This window comes from Alcanivorax sp. HI0044 (genome assembly GCF_001634945.1).
On the sequence record NZ_LWEZ01001328.1, the window covers coordinates 1 to 24,942 of the forward strand.

The following is a 24,942-nucleotide window of genomic DNA, read 5'->3' on the forward strand; positions in this document are numbered from 1 at the left end:
ACAATACCGCCCGGCAACTGAATGGCATGGTGGTCGACGCAACCGGCGAGCACCTTTACGTCAGCTACGACGAGCCATCGCAAAGCCCCACAGTTTTGGACAAGGCCGGGGTATTTCATTTCACCGTTGAAGCAAGCACCGGGACTATCAATGGTGCATGGTCAGCATCATTTCTCAGCCAGAACAGCATCAAGACACAGGATCTTGCCCTGGTGCCAGGCGCCCAGAAGGCGTATCTCGTATACTCCTACAACGACTTCCCGTTTGGCAACCCGGTAAACGTCAGAGGCTACTCCATTGATGGCAACGGTGACTTTGCCAGCCTGTCGAACCCGACAATCCTGACCTATGAGGACACCCAGCGTGTCTCCCTGGATATCGCCGACAATGGCGAAGTGGCGTATTTGAAAGCGAAAAGAAACAGTGACTCAACCGCGCCAAGTGGCATCGCCATCTATTCAATCAACCCCGGCACAGCCAAGCTGAGCGGCAGGGCAACGGCAGCCACCTTTGCCAATAACGCCTACCACAGCATGGCCATTGATTACGACAACGGCCTCGCCTACGTAGCTGCTCCGGCAGACAACAAGATCGCGCAATACCAGGTAGGCACGGACCAGGGCTCTGTTTCGCCCGCCAGCCAGACGGTGGACGACGGTGGCACCATCAGCGTCACGCTGACCGCAAACCCCAGCTACCAGGGTGCGGCTTCCGGCTGCGACAACGGGGCCCTCTCTGCCAATACATACTCGGCAAGTAATATCACCGCTGATTGCGACGTGATTGCCACCTTTGTGAAACCATAGGGCAGATAAAACGCCGATCCTCTCTTCGCACCAGGGCCGCACCGCAATGTGCGGCCCTGGCTGCGGCTCGAACAACCGGGCACGTATACCGAAGTCGGAATCCTTCTCGCCTGCTCTCAACGAGCGATAATCAAAGGTACTCCAGCGCCTCGGCCACATTGCTGACGCCGATAATCTCCACACCGTCGGGCAGTTTTCTGGGCAGGTTCGCTTTGGGCACAATGGCTTTTTTGAAGCCGTGCTTCACCGCTTCGTAAAGCCGTTCCTGCCCCTGGGGAACAGGCCGGATCTCGCCGGACAACCCCACCTCACCAAACACCACCAACTCGCGCTCCAGCGCACGGTCCCGGAAGCTGGACACAATCGCCAGCACCTGGGCCAGGTCCGCGGCGGTTTCCGTCACTTTGACCCCGCCAACCACATTCATGAACACATCCTGATCGCCCACCTGGATACCACCATGACGATGCAGCACCGCCAGCAACATGGCCAGTCGGTTACCTTCCAGTCCCACACAGATACGCCTGGGGTTGCCAAAATGGGAGGCATCCACCAACGCCTGCAGCTCTACCAGCAACGGTCGTGTACCTTCCCAGACCACGGTAACCAGCGAGCCCGAGGCAATCTCATCAGCCCGATTCAGGAAAATGGCAGACGGGTTCTTCACTTCTTTCAGGCCCTCGCCAGTCATGGCGAACACCCCCAGCTCATTCACCGCCCCGAAACGGTTTTTCAGGCCGCGCAGAGTGCGAAAGCGGGAATCCGTGGAGCCTTCCAGCATCAGTGAGCAATCGATCATATGCTCGAGCACCTTGGGCCCTGCCAGGGTGCCGTCCTTGGTAACGTGCCCCACCAGCAGCAACACGGTGCCGGTTTGTTTGGCAAAGCGGGTCAGGGCTGCCGCACATTCGCGCACCTGGGCCACACTCCCCGGCGCAGACTGCAACGCCGCGAGAAACATCACCTGAATGGAATCCACTACCAGGATGCGCGGCATTTCCTTACGGGCCAGCTCCAGAATCTGCTCCACATCCGTTTCCGCCGCCAGGCGCAGTTTTTCCTTGGGAAGTTTCAAACGATCGGCGCGCATGGCCACCTGGGACAGGGATTCCTCACCGGTGATATACAAGCAGCTTTGGCTGTCCGAGAGTTTGCACAGTGTCTGCAGCAGCAAGGTGGATTTACCGGCGCCAGGGTGCCCGCCGATCAGGATCGCCGAGCCAGGCACCAGCCCCCCGCCCAACACGCGATCCAGCTCGCCCATGCCGGAACCAATGCGTGGCGTTTCTTCCAGCACAATATCGTTGAGGTTCTGCACTTCTGACAGCTGCCCGGAAAAACCGCCGCGGCTGCCCGCCCCTTTCGACGATGGCGTAGCAGGGTCGTGGACAAATTCCTGCAAGGTATTCCAGGCATTGCATGCCGGGCACTGCCCCTGCCATTTGGGAAAATCCGCTCCGCAATCCGTGCATACAAACGCGATTTTTTTCTTGGCCACAAACAAGTCCTTCTCGTGTATTGCTATCTACAAAGCCACTGCAGAATCGTAGCGAATAACACCGCTTGAGGTGCGGATACGAGCGTTAGCGAGTAACGAGTTTCGAGTAGCGAAAAGCACAACCGGAACCTGCCGGGCCTGATAGGTTTGGTTTTCGAAACTCGCTACTCGCAACTCGTAACTGTTTTGTTCGCACCTCAAGAGGTGTTATTCGCTGCGCTCACCCTCCGGGCCGCACTTCGTGCGTTACTCCGCTGCGCTACGTTTCTACAGCGGCCTTCGGATTAAACGACAATGCGTTCCGGGCGTGCGGTGATCTGGCAGAATAATTCATAACTGATGGTGCCACAGGCGCGGGCAACGTCATCCACATCCACCACGTCGCCCCATAATTCCACCTCATCACCCACACTGGCACCCAGCCCGGTCACGTCAACGGTAAGCATATCCATGGAAACACGGCCCACCAATTGCGTGACAACCCCGTTCACGGCCACCGGCGTACCACTGGGGGCATGCCGCGGGTAGCCATCGCCATAGCCCACGGCGACCACACCGACCTGACAGGGTTCAGCTGTGGTCCAGGTCGCGCCGTAGCCCACACTTTCACCTGCCTCCACCGCATTAATGGCAATTACACGGGCGGTAAACCGGTGGCTGACCGCCAGGCCCAGCTCGCTGGCCGTTTGCCAGTCGAAAGGAGACGAGCCGTACAGCATGATGCCGGGACGCACCCGCTGCGCGCGGGCCTGGGGGTAACGCAGCAGCGCTGCCGAGTTGGACGCCGATAACGGCAGCATCAGTTGCTCCGCGATCTGCCCGGCGACCAGCAGCTGTTTCTCGGAATAGGTATCCTGACTCACATCCGCACAGGCAAAATGGCTCATGACACCCACCGGTGCCATTCCCGCTGCCCGCAATTGCGCCGCTGCCTGCAGGGCCGTGTCCGGGCGAAAACCAAGACGGTTCATGCCCGTGTTCACTTTCAACCAGATGCGCACCGGGCAAGGGCTGGCCAGCAGCAAATCCACTTGCCATAACGAGTGCACGACTACCTCAAGGGATAGCCGCTCCGCCTCCTTCAGCTCTTCGGCATCGAAGAAGCCTTCGGCCACAAGAATCGGCAAGGTCATGCCGTTTTCTCGCAGCGCACGTGCCTCTTCGACCAGCGCCACCCCCAGGCCCGACACGTTGTCGTGCATGGCATCCGCCGCCCGCAACAGGCCGTGCCCGTAGCCGTTGGCCTTGACCATGGCAAACACCTCAGCCCCATCAGCCAGTTGCCGGGCCAGACGCGCATTATGCGCCAGCGCAGAAGGACGAATTTCGACTCGGGTGCCTCTCATAGCAGGTGCAGCCCAACGCCGGACGCCTGACGCCTGACGTTTAAAGAACGGGACGTCGCATCCGGCATCCGGCGTCTAGCGTCCAGCGTTTTATTCATCCCCTGCCGCCAGCTGGGCATAGTATTCCGGCGCCAGGTCATCGAAGCGGGTGAACTCACCGCGGAAGGCCAGCCGCACGGTGCCGATAGGACCATTACGCTGCTTGCCGATAATGATTTCGGCCACACCGCGCTCGTTGCTGTCCTTGTTGTACACCTCGTCCCGGTACAGGAAAACGATCAAATCCGCATCCTGCTCAATCGCCCCGGATTCCCGCAGATCCGACATCACCGGGCGCTTGTTGGGCCGTTGTTCCAGGGAACGGTTCAACTGGGACAGGGCCAGCACCGGGCAATTCAGTTCCTTGGCAATCCCTTTCAGGGAGCGGGAAATTTCCGAGATTTCGTTCACCCGGTTTTCCACCCCCGGCACCTGCATCAGCTGCAGGTAATCGACCATGATCAGGCCCAGCTCGCCGCCACATTCACGGGCCACCCGGCGGGCACGGGCGCGCATTTCCAGCGGACTCAGTGCCGGCGTGTCGTCGATAAAGAAGCGCTGCTCACTGAGCATATGAATGGCAGAGGTGATACGCGGCCAGTCATCCTTTTCCAGATTACCGGAACGGATCGCGCCCTGATTAATACGCCCCAGCGAGGAGAGCATCCGCATGACGATGGATTCCGCCGGCATCTCCATGGAGAACACCAGCACCGGCTTGTTGCTTTTGATCGCCACGTTTTCACACAGGTTCATGGCGAACGTGGTCTTACCCATGGAAGGACGGCCAGCGACCACGATCATGTCGGCGGGCTGCAAGCCCCCGGTCATTTTATCCAGCTCTTCAAAGCCGGAGGTCAGGCCGGTGAGTGCACTCTTGGTTTTGTACAGCTCATCAATGCGGTCTACCGCTTTTTTCAACACCGACTTGATGTTCTGGGGGCCGTCACCTTTCTTCTGCTGCTCGGCAATCTCGAAGATGGAGGATTCCGCCTCATCGAGAATTTCCAGGGATTTACGGCCTTCGGTATTAAACGCGCTATCCGCCACCTGGTGTGAAACATTGATCAGCTGACGCAGGATACTGCGCTCACGGACAATATCCGAATAAGCGGTAATATTGGCCGCGCTGGGTGTGTTACGGGCCAGCTCCGACAGATAGGTCATGCCACCAATGGATTCGAGCTGCCCCAGGTTATTGAGCGCCTGGGAGACGGTGACCAGGTCACTGGGGTTTTCCTCTTCCACCAGCTGGGCAATCACCTCGAAAATCAGGCGGTGCTCCTTACGGTAGAAATCCCGCGCGCCCACCCGCTCGGCCACATCATCCCAGGCGCTGTTATTGAGTAGCAAACCGCCCAGTACCGCCTGCTCCGCCTCCACCGAATTGGGAGGAATACGCAGGTTCTCAGGCAGGTGTTTGTCCAGCGACATGGGTTCATTCATGGATAAGCCAACGTGTTGGGAAATAGAGTTGAAAGAGCAAAGTTTAAAGTTGAAACGCGACCCGGGCATGCACCCATCGCTAGATTCTATAAGCCTCGACAACGCTGTAGTCGCGGCCTCCGACCGCTCAAAACGCACCGGCTCCACTCGCGTTTCAACTTTAAACTTTTAACTTTGCACTACCCTTCAACAAAAAAGGGCACTGCCCCCACCTGAAAACAGGTTTCGGACAATGCCCTGATTCTGTCACCGTGCCCCCGCGGGGGCAAACCGAGTGTCAGTTCTGCCGATTACTCGGCAGGAACCACAGCCAGTTTGATGGTCACAGTTACCTCGGCGTGCAACGCCAGGTCGATTTCGAACTCACCGGTGGTGCGCAGTGCACCGTGGGGCAGCTTCACTTCTGCTTTTTCCACGTCCACGCCAGTGGAAGAGGAAATGGCTTCCGCGATGTCGCGGGTACCCACAGAACCGAACAGCTTGCCTTCGTCGCCCGCTTTGGCGGCGATGGAAACTGCGGCTTCGTTCAGCTTCTCGGCGCGTTCCTGGGCAGCACCCAGCTGCTCTGCAGCGTGCTTTTCCAGCTCGGCGCGACGTTGCTCCACTTCCGCCAGGTTGGCTTTGGTGGCAGGCAGCGCTTTGCCTTGCGGGATCAGGAAGTTACGGCCGTAACCGGAACGTACGTCTACCACTGCGCCCAAATCGCCCAGGTTCTTGATCGTTTCCAGCAGGATCACTTGCATGATGGTCCCCTCGGCTTAATTGTCGTGGCTGTCAGAGTACGGCAGCAGCGCCAGGAAGCGAGCCTGCTTGATAGCAGAGGCCAGCTGACGCTGGTAGCGTGCCTTGGTGCCGGTAATACGGCTGGGCACGATCTTGCCAGTCTCGGTGATGTAGGCTTTCAGGGTGTCGAGATCTTTGTAATCGATGTACTCAACACCTTCCGCGGTAAAGCGGCAGAACTTGCGGCGGCGATAAAAACGGGCCATTGGATAATCTCCTGTCGAATCCTTAGTTAAGGCTTTGCAGCGTTTGGGCAAGCAATTGCAAACGGTCCCGGGCGTCTCCCTTGTAACCGGCGCGGCTGAGGCATCCGGTTACCTTGATTCGCTGACCCTCTTTCAGGCCCTTGGCCTGCTGGGTCATCCCGCCCGCCAGAATCACGGCAATGCGGGCCTGGACTTCACGGGGATGTCCGTCTTCCAGTTGCCGGGAGCGATGTTCCAGCCAGACTCGCTGGCGGGGCACTCCGGCTGGAGTCAGGGCCACCTTTTCCAAGGTGACGATCACACCAGTGAGTTCGCAGTGGTTGCTTTCCAAAATTAGCTGGCAGCCCCTTCCTTCTCGTCGTGTTTCGCCAGCGGCGACGGCTCGGTTACGGCGTTGTCGCGACGAATTACGAGGTGACGGATTACGGCATCGTTAAAGCGGAAAGTGTTTTCCAGCTCGCCCAGGGTCTCGCCGTCACATTCGATGTTCAGCATCACATAGTGAGCTTTGTGGATCTTGTTGATCGGGTATGCCAACTGACGACGGCCCCAATCTTCAACACGGTGGATAGTGCCTTTGCCATCGGTCACGATCGCGCTGTAGCGCTCGACCATGGCAGAGACCTGTTCGCTCTGGTCCGGGTGAACCAGGAACACAACTTCGTAATGACGCATGTTAGCTCCTTACGGTTGCGACGCCTCACGACGCCAATTCAGCTTCCCGCCGTGATCATGATCAACGCACGGTGAAGCAAGGAGACCTGCATCCCCGCCCCGAAAACCGGGGGAGACGCAGGAAGCGCGCGATTCTATCCCATTGCAGGGGGCAACCTCAAGGCATATCCATTGCCATCTGCCGGCGACGGACGTATGCTCAGATAAAACAAAACGCTACAAACGCTTACAAAAAGCGTCGTTAACCCCAAGCCCCTGAAAACACAGGGGAAAACAACAACAACGGGATACGACAATGCACTTTCGAGCCCTGGCCATCGGCCTGTGCAGTGTTTTCTTGCTGACTCCGGTTCAGGCCGAGGAGTCACATACGCCTTGCGGCCACGCGCTGAAGGTGCCAGACAAACCGCTGCTGGAAGATTACCCGGACTACAGCGATTTCCTGCTACAAATCATGAAATACAAGCAGGCCCAGCGAGACCTGGCGAGCCACCGCAATGCCTGCCCGGATGACTATCTGCCCCACCCGGTGGCCAGCAGCGACCCGACCGTCATCGACGAGCCGGAAACCTTGTCCAGCGCCCTGGCCCGCACCGGCAAGCTGCAACCGATCGACTACCAGCGCAATCGCACCTGGTATAACCGCTCCACCTCGAAAAGCTTTGTACTGCCCCCTCTCGGCGGTGACTCCCTGGCCAGCGAGCGCATCCGCACCCTCCTGGCCAACGCAGGCTCCGAGACACCGCTGTTTCTGCCCATGACCATTGTCGGCATGCAGCTCGACGGCATCAATGATGGCGGCGAAGCACAACAGCAAGAGGTCCAGTTCAGTTATGAGCTGCTTCCCAAGCAGGAGCGCCAGGCCAGCCGCGCGGCGTTTATTGCTGACACCCAGCAGTTCAGCGGCGTGTATCGCAGCGGCAACCTGGTTCTGTATCTGGATAACGCCGGCGAAGCCTTCCTTATAGAGGGCACCGTGGAGGGGAGGTTGAGGTAGCCATGACCGGGCGCGTGCTGCATACCCCCATTATGCTGATCAGTGTCATGATGCTGGCCCTGAACGGGCAAGCGCTGGCCGCCCAAGGCGTGGAATCACAGCAAGATGCGCTGGCGCGCGCTTTGGGGCCAAGACCGGAAATTCGCGACTACACGCGCCAGGACCGGTTCGTCACCGACCTGCTCGCCTGGCAACGCCACAAAAGTAAACTGGAGGCCAAACTGGCTCGGGGAGAGTCCATTGCGCCTCCCGCACCGGCACCACAGCCGAATTGGCACCATGTTACCGGCCCCGAAGACCTGGATACCGCGCTGCACAATGCACAAGGCTACAAGCAGCCCAACTACCAGGAGCCTATTCGCTACGACCGCACCACCCATCTGAGTTTTCCGCTGCCGCCACTGCCGCAACAACAGCTGTCAGAAAAGGCGCTGACCGGTGAACCGCCGGCATCCCCCGCCGACCCTGCCAAAGAAGAAATTCCCGAAACGTTGCTTGAAGACAACACCCGGCTACAACGGGAAATGGCCGCCAGCCGGGCAAACCTGCCGCCCCCCGAACTCAACCAGCAGCATTTCGTCAGCCATTCTCAGCTACGCTGAGCCCTGACCTGAAACAACATCACACCCGTGGCCACCGACACATTGAGGCTCTGCACCTCACCGGCCATGGGAATTTCCAGCAGCTGGTCGCACTTGTCACGGGTCAACCGCTTCAGCCCACTCCCCTCGGCCCCCATTATAATGGCCAGTGATTCCGGGGGATGAAAGGTAAACAAGGACTCACTTCGCTCTTCCAGTGCCGTGCCCACCACCCACACGCCGCGATCACGCAACTGATCCAGCAAACTGGCCAGATTACCGATTTCGTAATAGGCCAGACTCTCCGCCGCGCCCACTGCGGTGCGACACGCCACCGGGGTCAGCCCTGCCGCATTGCGGCGCGGCACGATCACCGCCTGAACCCCGGCCGCATCTGCGCTACGCAGGCAGGCGCCCAGGTTATGCGGGTCGGTGACATTTTCCAGAATCAGCAACAGCGGGCTGGCCGGTTTGCCGTCCAGCCACTGCAGCAGCGCACTCTCGTCCGCCGGACGGCGCGGGCGCGCCCGCGCTACGATCCCCTGGTGCTGTGGCCCGGCATGCTTTTCCAGCACCTCGCGGCGAGCCCGTTGCACAGCAATCCCGAAGTCCTTTGCCGCCTGCATCATGGCAGCAAGACGCGGATCATCACGGTCTGCGCGGGTATCCTGCACAAACAGTTCCAGCACCGCCTCCGGGCGATGACGCAACAAGGCCTCCACCGCGTGAAAGCCGGAATACATCAGGGGTTTATTCATAACGACGCCTGCACGCTACACGCACCACGCAAACACGCGCGACGCGGGGAGATGAAATCGAGAGACACAGGAGCAGCGCTTGAGCCGCTCCTGTGGGTGATACATAGCCTAGCCTTTGCTGCTACGCCCGGACGCTTTCTTGCCGCGGGCCGACCTCTTGCGCTTGGCCTTGGGTTTAGCCTTGGGAATATCCCCCTTGGCCAGCTTTTCCCGCTCGGACGTGCCCGAGTCTGCCTTGGCGGCATTCTTCGAGCGGCCACCCCTGCCTCCTCTGCCGCCAGACGGCTTTTTCTTGCTACCGGCTTTGGGGCGCCCCTTGCCGCTGGGCGTAAAGGACTCCAGCTGCAGGTCGATCTTGCGGTCTTCGGTGTGCACCGCCGCCACGCAGACCGTGACTGCATCGCCCAGCCCGAACTGACGACCACTACTTTCACCGGTGAGGGTCAGGCTCACTTCATCGAAGTGGTAGTAGTCACTATCCAGGTTCGCCACATGCACCAGGCCATCAATGTGCAGGTCACTGAGTTGCACAAACAAACCGAAACTGGCCACGCCACTGATGGTGCCCTCAAAGACCTGGCCCAGATGCGCCTCCATGAACTGGCATTTGAGCCAGGACACCACATCGCGGGTCGCCTCATCGGCACGACGCTCGGTCATGGAGCACTGCTCACCAATCGCCACCATGTCCGCCTGGCTATAAGGCAGGATTTGCTGACGCGGGATTTCCGGCAAGTCGCCCGGGTTATCCACGTGGTTCGGCTCACCGTTACTGCGAATCAGGAAACGGATGGCACGATGCACCAACAGATCCGGGTAGCGCCGAATCGGCGAGGTGAAATGGGTGTACGCCTTGTAGGCCAGGCCAAAGTGGCCTTTGTTCTCGGCCTCGTACTTGGCCTGGCTCATGGTGCGCAACATCATCGTCTGGATCACATTGCGATCCGGGCGTTCCAGAATTTCCTCGCGCAGGTCCTGGAAGACATAAGGCTTTGGTGCCGCCCCTTCCGACCAGGCGATACTCAAGCCCAACCCACCCAGGAACTGCTGCAACTTGCTCAGGCGCTCTTCCTTGGGCGGCTCGTGGTTCCGGTAAAGCGCCGGCACACCGGCTTTTTCCAGCAATTTGGCAGAACAGATGTTGGCGGCCAGCATGGCCTCCTCGATCATGATATGCGCCACATTGCGCTGCACCGGCACGATGGCTTCGATCTTCTTGTTCTCGTCGTAAATAATACGGGTGTCATCGCTGTCGAAGTCGATGGCACCGCGCTCTGCACGACGTCGGCGCAGGGCCAGGAACATTTCGTGGAACGACCAGATCATGTCCAGAGACTCATCGTCCAGGCTGGCCACGGTATCCTGGGCCAGTTCGGACTCCGGCTCTTCGATGATCGCGCCAACCTTGTTGTAGGTCAGGCGGTGCCGCGAGCGCATTACCCCTTCACGGAAAATAAACCGGGTAAGCCGGCCATTGGCGGAAATCTTCATGTCGCAGTAAAGGCACAGGCGGTCCACATGGGGGTTCAGGGAACATAACCCGTTGGACAGCGCCTCCGGCAACATCGGAATCACCCGATTGGGGAAGTACACGGAATTACCGCGATTGGCCGCTTCCTGATCCAGCTCGGAACCGGGATGCACATAATGGCTCACATCCGCGATGGCCACGATCAGGCGCCAGCCACCGCGGGGACGACGCTCTACATAAACCGCATCATCGAAATCCCGGGCGGTTTCATCATCGATGGTAACCAGTGGCAAATCACGCAGATCCACCCGGTGGGCCTTGGCCTTGTGAGGCACCTTGTCACCGAACTTCTCGGCGGCAGCCTCCACCCCTTCCGGCCAGACATGGGGAATCTCGAAGCGACGTAGCGCCACTTCCACTTCCATGCCGGCTTCATCCGGGGTGGCAATAATCTCTTCCAGGCGCACCAACACATGGTGGTCGCGGCTGGGGTACTGGGTAATGGTGGCGCGAACATGGTCGCCGGGGTTTGGCTTGATGCCGTTCTTGTCCTCGATCAGGACTTCTTTGGTAATCCGGCGATTTTCCGGCTCGATAAAGCTGATCCCCGCTTCCTCGGCATAGCGGCCCACCACTTCCGTGGCCACGCGATCGGTAATCTCAACGATCCGGGCTTCTTTCTTGCCAAAGCGGTTATAACCCGCATTGCTGACCAGCACCCGGTCCCCGTCCATGACGTTTTCCATCTGCCGGGGGGCGAGAAACAGATCACCCTGGGCCTTGTCATCGGGAATCAGGAAACCAAAGCCATCTTTATGGCCCTGCACTCGACCGGCGATCAGGTCCATTTTGGACACCACACCCACTTTGCCGTTGCGGTTCTGAACCAGCTGGGCATCACGGAGCATGGCCTTGATACGGCGATCCAGCCCGACTTCACCCTCTTCATCCACTTCCAGCAGCTGTGCCAGCAGCTCAAATGACAGGGGTTTGCCCTGATCATTGAGCACATCCAGAATCAGCTCCCGGCTGGGAACAGGGTTTTCGTACTTTTCCGCCTCTCGGTCGGCATGGGGATCGCTATAGCGTTTTTTTGAGGTCATCGAAGATTTTTTCGAAAAGGAATTTGACATTGGCCCATCATATACTAGAATGCACCCGCTTTCGCGATGAACGGCTAATAAATTTAGCCCACGCATAGCGAAGCCGAGGTGGTGAAATTGGTAGACACGCTAGCTTCAGGTGCTAGTGCTCGCAAGGGCGTGGAGGTTCAAGTCCTCTCCTCGGCACCAAACATGACTCTTACGGAGTCCGACAAAGCCCTGCAACCGTCTGGTTCAGGGCTTTTTTCGTTTATACTCGCTCTAATCCCATCCGATGGAATCCAACCAGATACCAGCATTTCTGTTGGTACTTATGTTGGCACTGCCCTGCTGGCCTCTTTCAGATACCAACAACGCCCAAGGAACAGGAAATGAGCAAGAATGCGATGGAAAAGCTGTCGGCCCTTGAGATCAAAAAGGCCAAACCGAAAGACAAAACCTACAAGCTTGCTGACGGTGGCGGGCTCTACTTACAGATCTCTCCTGATGGAGGAATGTACTGGCGCTATCAGTACCGCTTCCTAGGTAAGCAGAAATCCTTGGCACTTGGGGTGTATCCCGAAATCTCCCTCAAGGCCGCCCGAAAAGCTCACAAAGACGCGCGGCTCAAACTTGCCGACAACATTGACCCTAGCGAAGCTCGCCGCCAGGAGAAACTGGCTCGCACCGAAGCCCAGGCCAACAGTTTCGAGGCTGTTGCCCAGGAATGGCTGGTGCGCCAGCAGGTAGCCCCCGAAACAGACAAGAAAAATCGCTGGCTCATGGAAACCTTCGCCTTTCCTTATATAGGACACAGGCCTATTGCCGACATATCCCCCCGAGAACTGCTGGATGTCCTCCGCCGAGTCGAGTCAACCGGCAAGCTGGAAACAGCTCAACGCCTGAAGACAAAGTGCGGCCAGGTCTTCCGCCATGCAATCATTGAGGGAAAAGCCGAAATCGATCCCACGGCAAGCTTGCGAGGAGCGCTCAAGTCACCCAAGGTAAAACACCGCGCCGCCATCACCGACCCTTCCCGGTTGGGAAAGCTGCTACGGGACATGCAAGCGTCCACAGCAGGCCCAGTGGTGAAAACCGCCCTGCTTCTGACCCCCATCTTATTCCAGCGCCCAGGCGAAATCCGGCAAATGGAATGGTCCGAGATCAACTGGGAAGAGCAGCGCTGGGAGATCCCTGCCGACAAGATGAAAATGCGCCATCCCCACATAGTACCACTACCGCAGCAAGCCATGGCGTTACTACAGGATATCCACCTGTTTACCGGACGCGGCAAATACGTTTTTCCGTCGCAACGAGGGGCAAGCCGCTGTCTATCCGAGAATGGCGTCCGAGTGGCCCTTCGGGATATGGGCTACGGCAACGATGACGTAACCCCCCATGGCTTCCGAGCAACAGCCCGGACAATCTTGGACGAAGTACTGGGCTATAGGATTGAGTGGATCGAGCACCAACTGGCTCATGCCGTCAAAGACCCCAATGGTACCGCCTATAATAGAACCAGCCTCCTGAGTCAGCGCACCAAAATGATGCAGGAGTGGGCCAACTACCTAGACGCCCTTCGAGATGGGAAACAATTTGAACGGGCGGGAACAACCCCAGAAACTCAATACAGCCTTAGCTGCGAATCGACTGAAAAAGAGAATGGCAATCTAAAGAAGGATGGCAAGAAAAGCTTTACAGCTTTATTTAGCAATTATGCATCCCAGGAAAAACCCACATCTGATTAGTCGCCACTCCGATCTTTACCAAACACTCGTAGCTCGAAATCACCGGGTGCAAGTAACAACACAGACTTTCAGCCGAAAAATCGCAAAAAAATGGAACCCTAACCCTTCGTGGGCGGCAGCATAACGCAGGCCTGCAAAGCAAGTCATTGAGCATAGTCCCCAGGCATCCAAAAGCGTCCTAGCCCGTCTAAGATACCGCCCTATTTGGTCAACATCCCGATCAGAAGCGCAGCCAGCCCATCCCTTGCATGTAACGGCTCAATCGTTGCGGTACAGGGTCACTACACAGGCCCCCCCCAGACCAAGGTTGTGCTGCAAGGCTACCCGAGCTCCCTCGACCTGTCGCTTTTCTGCTTGGCCACGCAACTGCCACACCAGTTCGGCACATTGCGCCAGACCTGTAGCCCCCAGCGGGTGCCCCTTGGACAGCAAGCCACCGGACGGATTGGTCACGAACTTGCCTCCATAAGTGTTGTCGCCATCCCAGATAAATTTCTCCGCGCCGCCTTCCCGGCACAGACCCAGACCTTCATAGGTGAGCAGCTCATTGGCGGTAAAGCAGTCGTGCAACTCGACCACATTGATGTCTTGCGGGCCGATACCGGCCTGCTCGTACACGCTGTCGGCGGCGGAACGGGTCATGTCGTAACCGACCATCTTGATCATGGATTTTTCATCAAAGCTGCTGGCGAAATCCGTGGTCATCGCCTGGGCGGCGATATACACCGGGTTAGCAATGCCATGCTTCTTGGCGAACTCGTCCGAACACAGAATCGCGGCGCCGGCACCACAGGTGGGCGGGCAGCATTGGAAACGGGTGAGCGGATCAAACACCTCGTCTGACGCCATGATCTCTTCCAGCGACAGCACCTGATTGAACAGTGCGTAAGGATTGTTGGCGGCATGCTGACGCGCCTTCTCGGCAATCTTGCCGAAGGTTTCCCGTTTGGTGCCGTACTTCCAGCGGTATTCACGCCCTGCGCCACCGAACATCTGTGCCGCCGGCGGCGCCTGATTGAAGCCCTGCGTATCCATCATCACCTGCGCATGCTGGCTCATGGGGTTCTCGCGATCATTGAACTTAGCACCAAGCGCGCCGCGCTCCATTTTTTCAAAACCCAGGGCGATGACACATTCAGCCAAACCGCCTTCGATGGCCTGGCGCGCCAGGAACAGGGCCGACGAACCGGTGGAACAATTGTTGTTCACATTGACCACGGGAATGCCGGTCAAGCCCAGTTCATACACGGCACGCTGACCACAGGTGGAATCGCCGTAGACATAACCACAGAACGCCTGCTCAACATCGCTGTACTGGATGCCGGCATCCTTCATTGCGGCGAGGCCAGCCGCTTTTGCCATCACATGGTAATCATCGCTGGCACCGGGCTTGGCAAACTTGGTCATCCCGACACCGATCACATTCACTCTACGTTTCATTCTCTGTTCTCCGAATTATGGCGTTACAGGATTTGTTCAAGTTTGCGCACCAGCGCCAGGTCACCGTCGACGCGCATGTCGCCCTTCTGGTACAAGGTGCTCAAGGCCACCTTGCCGGCAATCAGGTCGGCAAGCTTGCTGTCGTCCAGCGTGATCACCGCCGCCGCGTCCTTCTCGCCGCTGACGATGCCGGGCGACGAGGCGGATAGATCGATAAACCAGGCACTGTCTGGGCTCCGCACCTTGATCTGCAACACACCACCCTGTCCACCAATGGCCGACAGTTTTTCCGCCAGCTCCGGCAGCACTTTCTCCGCCTGCGGTGCTTTCTGCTTTTTCGGTTGTGCGGTAGCGGTATCCGGCTGGCCGGAGGCCAATCGCTTGTCGCGTGCCTGCTCCACCAGCTTAGGGTCCATGTCCTGCAACACGGTGAGCTTGTTGGAGGCCATCACGTTACCTCCGATCTTCAGATCGCCACCAAAAAACAGTTTCTGTACCGCAGCCAGATCACCGCCAAACAGGGTCGGGGCATGTTTGCTGTCCAACTCCAGCGTCACATCCGCCTTGTCCAGCTGGCCCGCCCCGGCGGTACCCGGTGCGTTTTTCAGATCAATATAGAAATCCTGATCCGGGTTGCTGAACGCAAACTGGAAGCTGGTAGCGGCCTTCTCGATCAGATCCGGGTTGTCAGCGATGAAGTGGCCGATGGCACTGAACACATCCGCCATGGTCGGCTCCTGCGATTCGACCGGTACTGCGACAGCTTGTGAACCACCACCGTCAGCCACGCGCTTGTCACGCGCCTGCTCGGCCAGTTTCGGGTCCATGTCCTGCAACACGGTCAACTTGTTGGACGCCATCACGTTGCCGGAAATTTTCAGCTCGCCACCGAAGAACAGTTTCTGCACCGCCGCAAGATCGCCACCAAACACGGTCGCCAGATGCTCGCTGTCCAGCGCCAGAGTCACGTCCGGTTTGTCGATCGTGCCAGGCCCTGCCGCGCCTGGTGCATTTTTCAGATCAATAAAGAACTGCTGATCCGGATTGCTGAACTCGAACTGGAAGCTGGTACCGGTCTGATCAACCAGTTCCGGTTTCTGCTTGATGTAGGTCGCCACCGCCGCGAACACATCGTCAGGCGTCACCGCCTGCTCCACCTGCGGCGCAGACACTTCCTCGGCGGACACCTGTTCCGGCACCGGCGCTTCTGCCGGAATCTCCGAGAACAACTCGATGGCGGCATTCTTCAGCACCACCTCGTTACGCTCTTTCACCCAGGTTTCGAAGATGATGCGGTTATCGGATTCCTTCCACATGCGCGTTTCCAGGGTTTCACCCGGAAATACCGTCTTGGCAAAGCGCACCTTGATGCTCTTGAAATAACGGCCATCGTTATTGCTGAACGCCTTGATGACATGGCGTCCGGCATAACCGAAGGTACACAGCCCATGCAGGATCGGCTTGTCATAACCGAACGCCCTGGCAAACGCCGGGTCGGCGTGCAGCGGATTCCAGTCACCGCACAGGCGATACAGCAGCGTCTGGTTGGCGTCGGTTTTCTCTTCGATCACCGCATCCGGTTCACGTGCGGGCGGCACATTGATCTCGCCGGAATCGCCCCGCTCACCGCCCCAGCCGCCGGCGTCTTTCACGAACGAGGTCATCTCGTTATAGGCCACCTCGTTACCGTTTTCGTCGGTGGAGGTAATAGCAAAGGTAACTACCGCATTCGGATCCTTGTCCAATGCCTTCTTGAATTTGAAGGTGTGCTTCAGCTTGGCGTGCGGCGGCAGCGGCCGTTTGATTTCGGTGTATTGCTCGCCATGCAGCAACCGGTCGAAGCCAAAGTTCATCCCTGGCAGAGCCAGCGCGCCTTCTTTTGCTGCCTTTAGCATCGCGCCGATCTGTGGCATGACGCCATAGGTGGGCAACGCCTGGAAATTGCCACCCAGCTCGTAGACGAACTTCAGTTCATCCTTGTCGAGCGGATCACGTGCGGCGCCGACACTTAGGGCATACAACGACAGGTCATTTTCATCATAGGACGATTCCAGCTCGAGGCTTTCCTTGCTGGCCACATCCAGATCGATGAATTCGTTGCCGCCCAGTGACGGGTTGTTGATGTTGTCGAGAATCGGCGAGAAGGATTCGTTGACATTGGATGGATGCTCCGCATCGGTAAAGTCGGTGATCTTGCCCCAACGACGCGCTACATCATCAACACTGAAGGCCTTGCCAAGGGGGAAGCTATTGCCCTGGCTACGTTCCCAGCGCAACTTGCTGATGAAGCCGGCACCCACTTCGAAGATACCCTTGGTTTCTTCGCACTTTTCATGGCACAACCAGGCCACCAGCGGACTGACCGCTTCTGGCTTGAGGTTTTCCAGCAAATTCGGCGGCATGATGGTTTCAGTCAGCCGAGAGGCCGCAATCGGCGCAATGGTATTCACATGAATGTTTTTGCTGCGACCTTCCTCCGCCAGACAGTTGGCCAGCCCGGCCAGACCCAACTTGGCAGCACAGTAGTTGGCCTGACCAAAGTTACCGTAGAGGCCGGCTGCCGAGGTCGTCATGATGATGCGGCCATAGCCCTTCTCACGCATGATCGGCCAAGCCGCATGGGTGACGCTCATGGAACCTTCCAGATGGACTTTCAACACCAAGTCCCAGTCCTGCTTCGACATCTTGGCAAAACTGACGTCACGCAGGATGCCGGCATTGTTGACCACGATGTCCACAGTGCCGAAGCTATCCAACGCGGTTTGTACTATCGACTCGCCGTTTTCCACCGAGTCATAGTTGGCAACCGCCTCCCCTCCCATGGCCCGGATCTCATCCACCACCTTGTCTGCGGCAGACGACGACTTGCCATCACCGTGGGCGCTGCCACCCAGGTCGTTAACCACCACCTTGCAGCCACGCGCGGCCAGGGTCAGGGCATGCTGCCGGCCCAGCCCGCCCCCGGCACCGGTGACAATGGCTACACGATCATCAAAACGAAGTTCTGCCATGATACTTTCCTCTTTTCAATACAGGGCACACATGCCGTGCAGGGTCGAGAATCCTCAGATAGAGCGTGAAATAAGTTCTTTCATGATTTCGTTGGTGCCGCCGTAGATGCGGTTGGCACGGGTGTCGATGTAGGCTCGGGCGATCGGATACTCGAGCATGTAGCCATAGCCACCATGCAGTTGCACACAGCGGTCAACCACCTTGCTGAGCAAATCGGATACCCAGTACTTGGCCGCACAGGCAGCCTCGGGCGACAGGGAATTCTTCACCACCAGCTCCATACAGCGATCAACATAGACCCGTGCAATCTGGATTTCAGAACGCATCTCGGCCAATTCAAAGCGGGTGTTCTGGAATGCCGCCACCGGCTTGCCAAACGCCTGGCGCTGTTTCACATATTCCACGGTGGTTGCCAGCGCATGCTCGGCAGCCGACGAACAGATGATGGCGATCATCATCCGCTCCCAGGCCAGCTCCTTCATCAAGGCAATGAAACCCATGCCCTCGGCACCCAGCAGGTTTTCCTTGGGCACCTTGACGTTGTCGAAGAACAACTCGCAGGTGTCCTGCCCGCGCATGCCGACTTTCTTCAGCGGCTTGCCCTTGGAGAAGCCCTCGCGATCCGCCTCAATAATCATCAGGGACACACTTTGTGCACCCAGCTCAGCCGGCCCGGTACGCACCGCCACCACCGCCATGTCACAGAGGTAACCGTTGGTGATAAAGATTTTCGAGCCATTTACCACGTAGTGATCGCCCTCAAGGGTGGCCGTGGTCTTGATACGTTGAAGATCGGAACCGGTACCCGGCTCGGTCATGGCCACGGCAGTGACCGCTTCACCGGTGGCCATTTTGGGCAGCCACTGGCTTTTCTGTTCATGGGAACCAAAGTTGTTGATGTAGTTGGCAACAATGTCCGAGTGCAGGGCAAAGCCGCTGGCCGAATCCCCCACCCTCGCCTGCTCCTCCATCAGTATCATCGAATAGAGACGGTCAACGCCGCAGCCGCCGTACTCTTCAGGCATCGTTGGACACAGCAGCCCCAGCTCCCCCGCCTTGTTCCACAGTTCACGATCAATATGTTGCTGCTCCTCCCACTTCTCGTGGTAAGGGGAGATTTCAGTCTCGAAGAAACGCCTTGCTGTGGCGCGGAACGCCTCATGGTCTTCATTGAAGAGAGTACGGGGGATCATCGGCGATACAGCCGCCGGTACATGCACATCACTCATTACAGGCTTCCAACGTTGATTCAGGAACAATGGCAAGACTTTATAACTTACAATACGTACGTTCAACTTGTTTATTGGCGAGCTACGCTACAATCCATTTATCATTTAGAATCAGGCCTCTGCATCCCAGTGACCATGCTCAGTAATAGACAGAGAACGCGATGAATGCTCAACGACGCACCCAGGAACAACGTAGCGACGCCATGCGGGAACGCATCATTCAGGCAGTGCTCACCTGTCTAGAGAAGGATGGATTCGCTGGCACCACCGTCAGTCGCATTATCAACATCGCTGGCGTATCTAGGGGCGCCCCACTACACCATTTCTCTAGTAAAGCAGACATGATCGCTGCGGCAGCTGAGCATTTAATTCGCCAGCACTATATTCAGCTGGGTAAAGCCATCGCCAAACTCCATGGATCTGAAGATCGACTAGAAGCCCTTATCTTTGGTGCATGGAAGAATGTTTTCGATCAGCCGGAATTTATCCCGTTGATGCAACTATTGACAGCCAGCCAACATGACCCTGAGCTTGCATCCATTTTGCAACGTGTCTGGACTTCCAATTACTTCATCGTCGGTAACGCGGCAGACCATTATCTGGAGGCCATTAGTGAAGACACCGATGTGCGCTCGATGATGATGTTGACGCAATGGCTGTTGCGCGGCATGGCGCAGGATTTGCACATCGTTGCCGACAAAACGCTCTTTGACCGCTATCTCAAAGTCTGGTGCAACATGCTCGCCGTTCATCTGCGAGCCCGTGCAGATGTAAACGACCCACCGCCTTACCCGCCCAAGTGGGAACTACCGCTGAGCGATGCTTGACCGCCCCACTTGGGCTTGCGGCATCTCTACACATAGCTACGTTGTCGTTAACACCCAACGAATAAAGCTGTATATCGACCATGTCCACGCCACTTGATTGCTCAGATCGACCTTCGGTACCGGATACGGTTTCCGTTGACACAAGTCGTCATCGAGACTATTGGAGATAGCAATTCTTGCAGTGCTTCAGATTAAAGACTTCAGTTCGATATTCGGATTAGACAACACTTCAGCGCTGACACTCTTGCGCAGTTTAACCAACTGTTTACCCACCATGAATGCAACTGGAAAATTGACTGCATCAACAGCAATAACATGACCAAGACATAGATAGAAAACTGCGAATTCCTTGTCAAGGATACTGCCACGCAGTACACGCTGGTCATGATTTTGGGACAATCCTACCATCTGCAAACGAACATCATACTGGTTCGACCAGAACCAGGGAGGGCTATCGTAGGGCTTTTCTTCACTCATAAGTGTAGCTGCCGCCGTACGAGCTTGCTCAACAGCGTTAGCGACTGATTCAAGACGCTGCCTTTTGTCGAAGAACAGATTATGATGGCGGGTACAATCTCCTATCGCCAGAATGTCTGGGTCATCGGTGCGGGTAAATTCATCGACGACAACGCCATCATCGCAAAGCAGGCCAGCATTTTCAGCCAAGGCCGTTTCTGGTATGACACCAATCGAAACGAGAACGATGTCCGCTGACACCTTACCCCCATCGGCCAAGGTCACACCATTCACGCACCCTTGATCATCTGATTCAAAACCAATTACGGCCGCCCCCAGACGAACATCGACTCCTGCACTCGTGTGTTTGGCGTAGAGAAATTCAGATATCTCTGGCCCAGTAACACGCTGCATTAAGCGCTCGGCAGCTTCCAAGACAGTAACTTTAACACCTTGCTTAGTCGCACTGGCAGCCACTTCAAGTCCGATATACCCGCCCCCCACGATAACCAGGCGTTTGCCGGGTACTAGCTCACGACGCAGGGCATCTGTGTCCTCGATACCATGCAAATAATGAATACCTTTCAAGTCTGAACCCCGCACGTTAAGACGGCGGACATGTGAGCCAGTGGCCAAGACCAGTTGGTCGTACTTTAAAGTGCTTTGATCTGACAAAATGAGGCTTTTGTCGTCTCTGTTAATCTGTTCTACGCGCACGCCGAGCTGTAATTGCTGCCCCGCATTCTCGTAGATTGAAGGCGGTTTAAGGTATAAAGACGCCTTATCAACCTCCCCCGCGAGATAATTCTTGGACAAGGGCGGTCGCTGATAGGGAGGGTGCAGCTCTTCGCTAACCATAACCACTTTGTGAGGGTATTTTTTTTGCAGCAAGGCGGTCAAAAGTGTTCCTGCTGCGTGTCCACCACCAATAATGACGGTGACCTCTTTATTTTTGTTAATCATAACCTGTCTCTTTCTATGCATACTGAAACCGAGTTACCCACAAAAACTTCATGAATAACTATAACTTGCAACATCAGCCGAGCTAAACACATGATGCCTAAACTCCAGCCACCGCGGCGTCCTCAAGTATCATATCTGCCCCTTTCTCTCCAATCATGGTCGCCGGCTGATTGGTATTCCCGCCAACCAGGGTTGGCATGATAGACGCATCAACTACCCGCAACGACTGCAAGCCACGCACACGGAGACGAGGGTCGACCACTGCCATATGATCAATCCCCATCTTACAAGTGCCGACCGGGTGGTATGCGGACTCACCATTACGGCGCACCCACTCGGTGAGACTCGCGTCATCCTGTATTTCCAGCCCTGGTGAAATTTCTACATCCTGATGAATATAAAGTGCACGCTGGGACAAAATATTACGAACAAGCCGAACACCACGAATGAGTTGTTCGACATCGGCAGGGTCAGCCATGTAATTGGGGTCAATCAATGGTGCAGCGAGCGGATCAGCACTGTGTAAACCAATGCGGCCCCGGGACAAGGGCCTGAGCCCATAGATCATTACAATGTAGCCATATCCACTCATTGCAATTTTCATGTCACGGCCGTGATCAGCGTACAGCATTGGCCCAAAGTGCAATTGCAGATCAGGTATCGGTTGCTCTGCTTGGGAGCAGATGAATCCGCCTGCCTCAGCGCCATTGCTAGACAGCACACCTCGACGACCGCTCAGGTATTGCATTAAGGCCCGCCCCCCGTTCAACCAATAGCTAGGATGCATCGATATTCCCTGTCGGCTTCGCGATCTGACCCGTACAAAAACGTCAACATGATCTTGAAGATTACGCCCCACCCCCTCCAGCGAATGACGCAGCTCAATGCCATGTCGAGCAAGCTCCTCGCGGGGGCCGACACCTGACAGCATAAGCAGTTGTGGCGAGTTGAATGCACCGCCGCATAGGATAACCTCCCGCTTGGCATGAGCTCTAACCAAACTTTTTGCGTGGCGATACTCGACACCAATAGCGCGAGCCCCATCAAACAGCACGCGGGTAACATGTGCATCGCTGCGAATGGTCAAGTTAGATCGACCCTCAGCAGGCTCAAGATAAGCACGCGCATTACTGCAACGGGAACCATCCTTCTGATAGGTGTAGTAATAGCCGACGCCTTCCTGATCAGGGCCGTTGAAGTCCCGATTGCGTCGATACCCCGCCTGTACTGATGCCTCGACAAACGCCGTACTCAACGGGTTTGTATAACGCCGCTCCGCCACATTGAGAGGGCCATCCTTACCATGGAATACTGCCGTACCCGGCACCGTCTCAGGCTCGTAATGTTCTGACTTACGAAAATACGGCAGCACCTCGGCGTATGACCAACCGTGACACCCCTGCCGTGCCCACTCGTCGTAATCCCTGGCGTGACCACGGATATAGACCTGGGCGTTAATCCCGCTCGAACCGCCAAGCATCTTGCCCCGCGGCTGGAACAACGAACGACCGTACATGTGACGCTGTGGCTCGGTATAGAACTGCCAGTTGAAACGGCGACTGAACATCAACTGCAAAAATCCCAGCGGCGTGTTGACGAAAGGGTTGCGGCGACTCTCCGGCCCGGCTTCGAGTAGCAACACCGAATAGAGGCCACTCTCGGACAAACGATTGGCTACCGCGCACCCTGCCGAGCCAGCGCCCACAACGATATAGTCGAATTCTTCAGTCGCCAGCCCGGTCAAACTTTTCATTAATTTTTTGCCGTCAGTTTGACCATCAACTTCGAATAACCGCGCACGAAGTTGGACTGTACACGCTCCGGCTCGCCAACCACTTCGATATTTTCGAAGCGCTTGAGCAGTTCTTCCCACAAAATGCGCAATTGCAGTTCGGCCAGGCGGTTACCCATACAACGATGAATACCGTAGCCAAAAGAAATATGGTTGCGTGCATCCTTGCGATCAATAATGAGTTGATCGGGGTTGTCAAACTTGCGTTCGTCTCGATTACCTGAGGCATACCACATTAACACCCGGTCCCCTTTCTTGATGGTCTGGCCACGAAGTTCTACGTCCTGTGTCGCGACCCTGCGCATGTTGGCCAGTGGAGTTTGCCAACGAATGATTTCCGAAACCATGTTCGGAATCAGGTCCGGATTAGCCTTCAGCTTGGTGAACTCCTCGGGGAATTGATTCAAGGCCAAGACACCACCGCTCATGGAATTCCTTGTGGTGTCATTGCCGCCAACGATGAGCAGAGCCAGATTCCCGATAAACTCCATCGGCCGATTGATCAGGTCTTTTGTGTCGTCGTTGCTCTGCAACATATTGATCAAGTCAAAACCGGGTTCTTCGCCGGCTGCACGACGTGCCTCCTTGTCTCGCCACAGCCTTGAGAACGCCCTCGCCATGTCTGCCGCATCGTCAAACATGACATCTGGGTCGGTAAATTCGCCACCCGTGGCAGATGCCGCACCGGACAAGCGATCAGACCATTCAACGAGTTTATGGCGGTCTTCATAAGGGAAATCCAGCAGTGTAGCCAGCATGCGGCCAGTCAGCTCTTTGGATACTGCAGGCACCCAGTTGAAGGGTTTATCCAGCGGCAGGCTGTCTAGCACTTCGGCTGCTCGGGACCGGATTAAACCTTCCATTTCCTTAAGGTTTTTTGGCGCTACCACACCCTGCACCGCCCGACGTTGCACATCATGCTTGGGCGGATCCATGGCGATAAACATTTCCACCGATAGTCCGTCCGGTGGATCACCCAGAATAATTTGCGGTTCAGAGGAGAACAGTTCGTGACTCTTGTCCACGAACAAAATATCTTCATAGCGAGTTATCGACCAGAAAGGCCCGAATGGACTCTTCTTCTGGTAGTGTACCGGAGCTTCATCTCGCAGCCGCTTAAAATAGGCCCGCCACTGATCTTGTCGATACAAAAAAGGGTTGCTGGTGTCGATATCTTCGAGTGCCAAGGTGTTGACATCAGGCAAGGAGGTTTCGACGAATTCCATTTGTGTGGATCGAGAACCCACTGTCTTTCTCTTCGCCTTCATCAGCATTTTCATCGTTTTAATCTGAAAATGCATCGGCACCACTTTGGACGAGGCGTTGAATACTTTTGTCTGAAACGCATTGCTTGATCTTGTTTTTGTTGACATAGCATTCTCCCTGTTTACATCTGGAATTCAGGCAAATGCACGGTCATACCGTCCATCGCCTCAGTAATTTCTACCTGACACCCCAGGCGCGAGGTTCTCGCCCGCTCCGGGGTCATGGACAACATCTGTTCTTCTGCGTCACCAACCCTTCCGGTCTTGCCGAACCACTCATCGGGAACAATCATGTGACAGGTACCACAGGCGCATTCGCCGCCGCAGTCACCGTCAATACCTGGAACGGCGTTATCAACGGCGATTTGCATTAGCGTAGAACCCACCCCGAACTCCGTAACATGCTCGGTGTCGTCATGTTCAATAAAGATAATTTTTCCCACAGCGTGTCTCCTAGCATTTATATCTACCTTGAAGATTGGCTATGTGTCGGAACACCGACGAGGACATTTCTTGACAGAC

General features: G+C 56.5%; 21 protein-coding genes and 1 tRNA gene. 6 read left to right on the top strand and 16 right to left on the bottom strand.

Translation table 11 applies throughout. The annotated features are described in order from the left end of the window. The coding region (locus A3730_RS31925) for a hypothetical protein (protein ID WP_197477536.1) at positions 1-806 on the top strand (806 nt) is incomplete at its 5' end. 130 nt (positions 807-936) lie between these two features. On the opposite strand, the gene radA is transcribed toward A3730_RS31925, so the two are convergent. The 7 genes from radA to rpsF form a co-directional block, all read right to left on the bottom strand. After that, the gene (gene radA, locus A3730_RS19505) at positions 937-2,304 is read right to left on the bottom strand and encodes a DNA repair protein RadA (protein WP_063519728.1); all 1,368 of its coding nucleotides are present in this window, start codon (positions 2,302-2,304) and stop codon (positions 937-939) included. Between the two features lie 284 nt (positions 2,305-2,588). Then, positions 2,589-3,650, bottom strand: a complete 1,062-nt coding sequence (alr, locus tag A3730_RS19510) for an alanine racemase (RefSeq protein ID WP_063538726.1) — start codon at positions 3,648-3,650, stop codon at positions 2,589-2,591. Between the two features lie 90 nt (positions 3,651-3,740). Next, on the bottom strand, positions 3,741-5,135 hold the full coding sequence (gene dnaB / locus A3730_RS19515; protein WP_063521306.1) for a replicative DNA helicase: 1,395 nt from the start codon (positions 5,133-5,135) through the stop codon (positions 3,741-3,743). A gap of 290 nt (positions 5,136-5,425) precedes the next feature. Further along, the gene (gene rplI, locus A3730_RS19520; RefSeq protein WP_007148535.1) at positions 5,426-5,878 is read right to left on the bottom strand and encodes a 50S ribosomal protein L9; all 453 of its coding nucleotides are present in this window, start codon (positions 5,876-5,878) and stop codon (positions 5,426-5,428) included. A gap of 15 nt (positions 5,879-5,893) precedes the next feature. After that, positions 5,894-6,124: a 30S ribosomal protein S18 gene (gene rpsR / locus A3730_RS19525; protein WP_007148676.1), complete on the bottom strand. Its 231-nt coding sequence runs from the start codon at positions 6,122-6,124 to the stop codon at positions 5,894-5,896. Positions 6,125-6,146: 22 nt separating this feature from the next. Further along, positions 6,147-6,455 carry a primosomal replication protein N gene (gene priB / locus A3730_RS19530; protein ID WP_063521307.1) on the bottom strand — a complete coding sequence of 103 codons (309 nt, stop codon included), beginning with the start codon at positions 6,453-6,455 and terminating at the stop codon, positions 6,147-6,149. Positions 6,456-6,457: 2 nt separating this feature from the next. Next, entirely contained in the window at positions 6,458-6,799 is a 342-nt protein-coding gene (gene rpsF / locus A3730_RS19535) for a 30S ribosomal protein S6 (RefSeq protein ID WP_007151551.1), read from the bottom strand. A gap of 295 nt (positions 6,800-7,094) precedes the next feature. Between rpsF and A3730_RS19540 the strand changes: the two genes are divergently transcribed. Both A3730_RS19540 and A3730_RS19545 read left to right on the top strand, forming a co-directional pair. Continuing rightward, on the top strand, positions 7,095-7,796 hold the full coding sequence (locus A3730_RS19540) for a hypothetical protein (protein WP_063521308.1): 702 nt from the start codon (positions 7,095-7,097) through the stop codon (positions 7,794-7,796). Positions 7,797-7,798: 2 nt separating this feature from the next. Then, positions 7,799-8,398, top strand: a complete 600-nt coding sequence (locus A3730_RS19545; RefSeq protein WP_063521309.1) for a hypothetical protein — start codon at positions 7,799-7,801, stop codon at positions 8,396-8,398. On the opposite strand, the gene rlmB is transcribed toward A3730_RS19545, so the two are convergent. Both rlmB and rnr read right to left on the bottom strand, forming a co-directional pair. Then, a complete protein-coding gene (gene rlmB / locus A3730_RS19550; RefSeq protein WP_063538728.1) occupies positions 8,386-9,135 on the bottom strand; it encodes a 23S rRNA (guanosine(2251)-2'-O)-methyltransferase RlmB in 750 nt (249 codons plus the stop codon). The two genes, A3730_RS19545 and rlmB, sit on opposite strands and share 13 nt — an antisense overlap. A gap of 108 nt (positions 9,136-9,243) precedes the next feature. After that, complete coding sequence (gene rnr, locus A3730_RS19555; RefSeq protein ID WP_063538732.1) at positions 9,244-11,709, bottom strand: ribonuclease R; 2,466 nt, start codon at positions 11,707-11,709, stop codon at positions 9,244-9,246. Between the two features lie 102 nt (positions 11,710-11,811). On the opposite strand from rnr, the gene A3730_RS19560 reads away from it, so the two are divergent. Together A3730_RS19560 and A3730_RS19565 are read left to right on the top strand one after the other, a co-directional pair. Next, positions 11,812-11,898: transfer RNA gene (locus A3730_RS19560), tRNA-Leu, on the top strand. Positions 11,899-12,080: 182 nt separating this feature from the next. Next, positions 12,081-13,436 carry an integrase arm-type DNA-binding domain-containing protein gene (locus tag A3730_RS19565; protein WP_063519744.1) on the top strand — a complete coding sequence of 452 codons (1,356 nt, stop codon included), beginning with the start codon at positions 12,081-12,083 and terminating at the stop codon, positions 13,434-13,436. 258 nt (positions 13,437-13,694) lie between these two features. Here A3730_RS19565 and A3730_RS19570 read toward each other — a convergent pair whose 3' ends face one another. From A3730_RS19570 to A3730_RS19580, 3 genes are read right to left on the bottom strand one after another with little or no spacing between them, the layout of a single operon-like run. Further along, positions 13,695-14,876 (bottom strand): lipid-transfer protein, encoded by a 1,182-nt coding sequence (locus A3730_RS19570; protein WP_031225738.1) that lies wholly within the window; start codon positions 14,874-14,876, stop codon positions 13,695-13,697. Positions 14,877-14,899: 23 nt separating this feature from the next. Then, positions 14,900-17,887, bottom strand: a complete 2,988-nt coding sequence (locus A3730_RS19575) for a peroxisomal multifunctional enzyme type 2 (protein ID WP_022983801.1) — start codon at positions 17,885-17,887, stop codon at positions 14,900-14,902. Positions 17,888-17,941: 54 nt separating this feature from the next. After that, positions 17,942-19,117, bottom strand: coding sequence for an acyl-CoA dehydrogenase family protein (locus tag A3730_RS19580; RefSeq protein ID WP_022983802.1), 1,176 nt, complete (start codon positions 19,115-19,117; stop codon positions 17,942-17,944). Positions 19,118-19,278: 161 nt separating this feature from the next. On the opposite strand from A3730_RS19580, the gene A3730_RS19585 reads away from it, so the two are divergent. Next, positions 19,279-19,944, top strand: a complete 666-nt coding sequence (locus A3730_RS19585) for a TetR/AcrR family transcriptional regulator (RefSeq protein WP_022983803.1) — start codon at positions 19,279-19,281, stop codon at positions 19,942-19,944. A gap of 186 nt (positions 19,945-20,130) precedes the next feature. Here the strand turns inward: A3730_RS19585 and A3730_RS19590 are convergent, their stop codons facing one another. The 4 genes from A3730_RS19590 to A3730_RS19605 all read right to left on the bottom strand — a co-directional run bounded on the left by A3730_RS19590 (position 20,131) and on the right by A3730_RS19605 (position 24,863). Beyond that, positions 20,131-21,363, bottom strand: coding sequence for an NAD(P)/FAD-dependent oxidoreductase (locus A3730_RS19590; RefSeq protein WP_063538730.1), 1,233 nt, complete (start codon positions 21,361-21,363; stop codon positions 20,131-20,133). 97 nt (positions 21,364-21,460) lie between these two features. Continuing rightward, on the bottom strand, positions 21,461-23,116 hold the full coding sequence (locus A3730_RS19595; RefSeq protein WP_063521380.1) for a GMC family oxidoreductase: 1,656 nt from the start codon (positions 23,114-23,116) through the stop codon (positions 21,461-21,463). Beyond that, on the bottom strand, positions 23,116-24,528 hold the full coding sequence (locus A3730_RS19600) for a cytochrome P450 (protein ID WP_039926512.1): 1,413 nt from the start codon (positions 24,526-24,528) through the stop codon (positions 23,116-23,118). The genes A3730_RS19595 and A3730_RS19600 overlap by 1 nt, the downstream gene beginning before the upstream one ends. Before the next feature lie 14 nt (positions 24,529-24,542). Beyond that, the gene (locus tag A3730_RS19605) at positions 24,543-24,863 is read right to left on the bottom strand and encodes a 2Fe-2S iron-sulfur cluster-binding protein (protein ID WP_007151505.1); all 321 of its coding nucleotides are present in this window, start codon (positions 24,861-24,863) and stop codon (positions 24,543-24,545) included. Positions 24,864-24,942 lie beyond the last annotated feature (79 nt).

Coding starts and splice junctions, on each gene's coding strand:
- A3730_RS19585 (WP_022983803.1), top strand. CDS start 19,279: ATGAATGCTCAACGACGCACCCAGGAACAACGTAGCGACGCCATGCGG.
- rlmB (WP_063538728.1), bottom strand. CDS start 9,135: ATGAATAAACCCCTGATGTATTCCGGCTTTCACGCGGTGGAGGCCTTG.
- rpsR (WP_007148676.1), bottom strand. CDS start 6,124: ATGGCCCGTTTTTATCGCCGCCGCAAGTTCTGCCGCTTTACCGCGGAA.
- A3730_RS19545 (WP_063521309.1), top strand. CDS start 7,799: ATGACCGGGCGCGTGCTGCATACCCCCATTATGCTGATCAGTGTCATG.
- alr (WP_063538726.1), bottom strand. CDS start 3,650: ATGAGAGGCACCCGAGTCGAAATTCGTCCTTCTGCGCTGGCGCATAAT.
- A3730_RS19600 (WP_039926512.1), bottom strand. CDS start 24,528: ATGTCAACAAAAACAAGATCAAGCAATGCGTTTCAGACAAAAGTATTC.
- A3730_RS19565 (WP_063519744.1), top strand. CDS start 12,081: ATGAGCAAGAATGCGATGGAAAAGCTGTCGGCCCTTGAGATCAAAAAG.
- A3730_RS19580 (WP_022983802.1), bottom strand. CDS start 19,117: ATGAGTGATGTGCATGTACCGGCGGCTGTATCGCCGATGATCCCCCGT.
- A3730_RS19570 (WP_031225738.1), bottom strand. CDS start 14,876: ATGAAACGTAGAGTGAATGTGATCGGTGTCGGGATGACCAAGTTTGCC.
- rpsF (WP_007151551.1), bottom strand. CDS start 6,799: ATGCGTCATTACGAAGTTGTGTTCCTGGTTCACCCGGACCAGAGCGAA.
- A3730_RS19540 (WP_063521308.1), top strand. CDS start 7,095: ATGCACTTTCGAGCCCTGGCCATCGGCCTGTGCAGTGTTTTCTTGCTG.
- rnr (WP_063538732.1), bottom strand. CDS start 11,709: ATGACCTCAAAAAAACGCTATAGCGATCCCCATGCCGACCGAGAGGCG.
- A3730_RS19590 (WP_063538730.1), bottom strand. CDS start 21,363: ATGATTAACAAAAATAAAGAGGTCACCGTCATTATTGGTGGTGGACAC.
- dnaB (WP_063521306.1), bottom strand. CDS start 5,135: ATGAATGAACCCATGTCGCTGGACAAACACCTGCCTGAGAACCTGCGT.
- rplI (WP_007148535.1), bottom strand. CDS start 5,878: ATGCAAGTGATCCTGCTGGAAACGATCAAGAACCTGGGCGATTTGGGC.
- A3730_RS19595 (WP_063521380.1), bottom strand. CDS start 23,116: ATGAAAAGTTTGACCGGGCTGGCGACTGAAGAATTCGACTATATCGTT.
- A3730_RS19575 (WP_022983801.1), bottom strand. CDS start 17,887: ATGGCAGAACTTCGTTTTGATGATCGTGTAGCCATTGTCACCGGTGCC.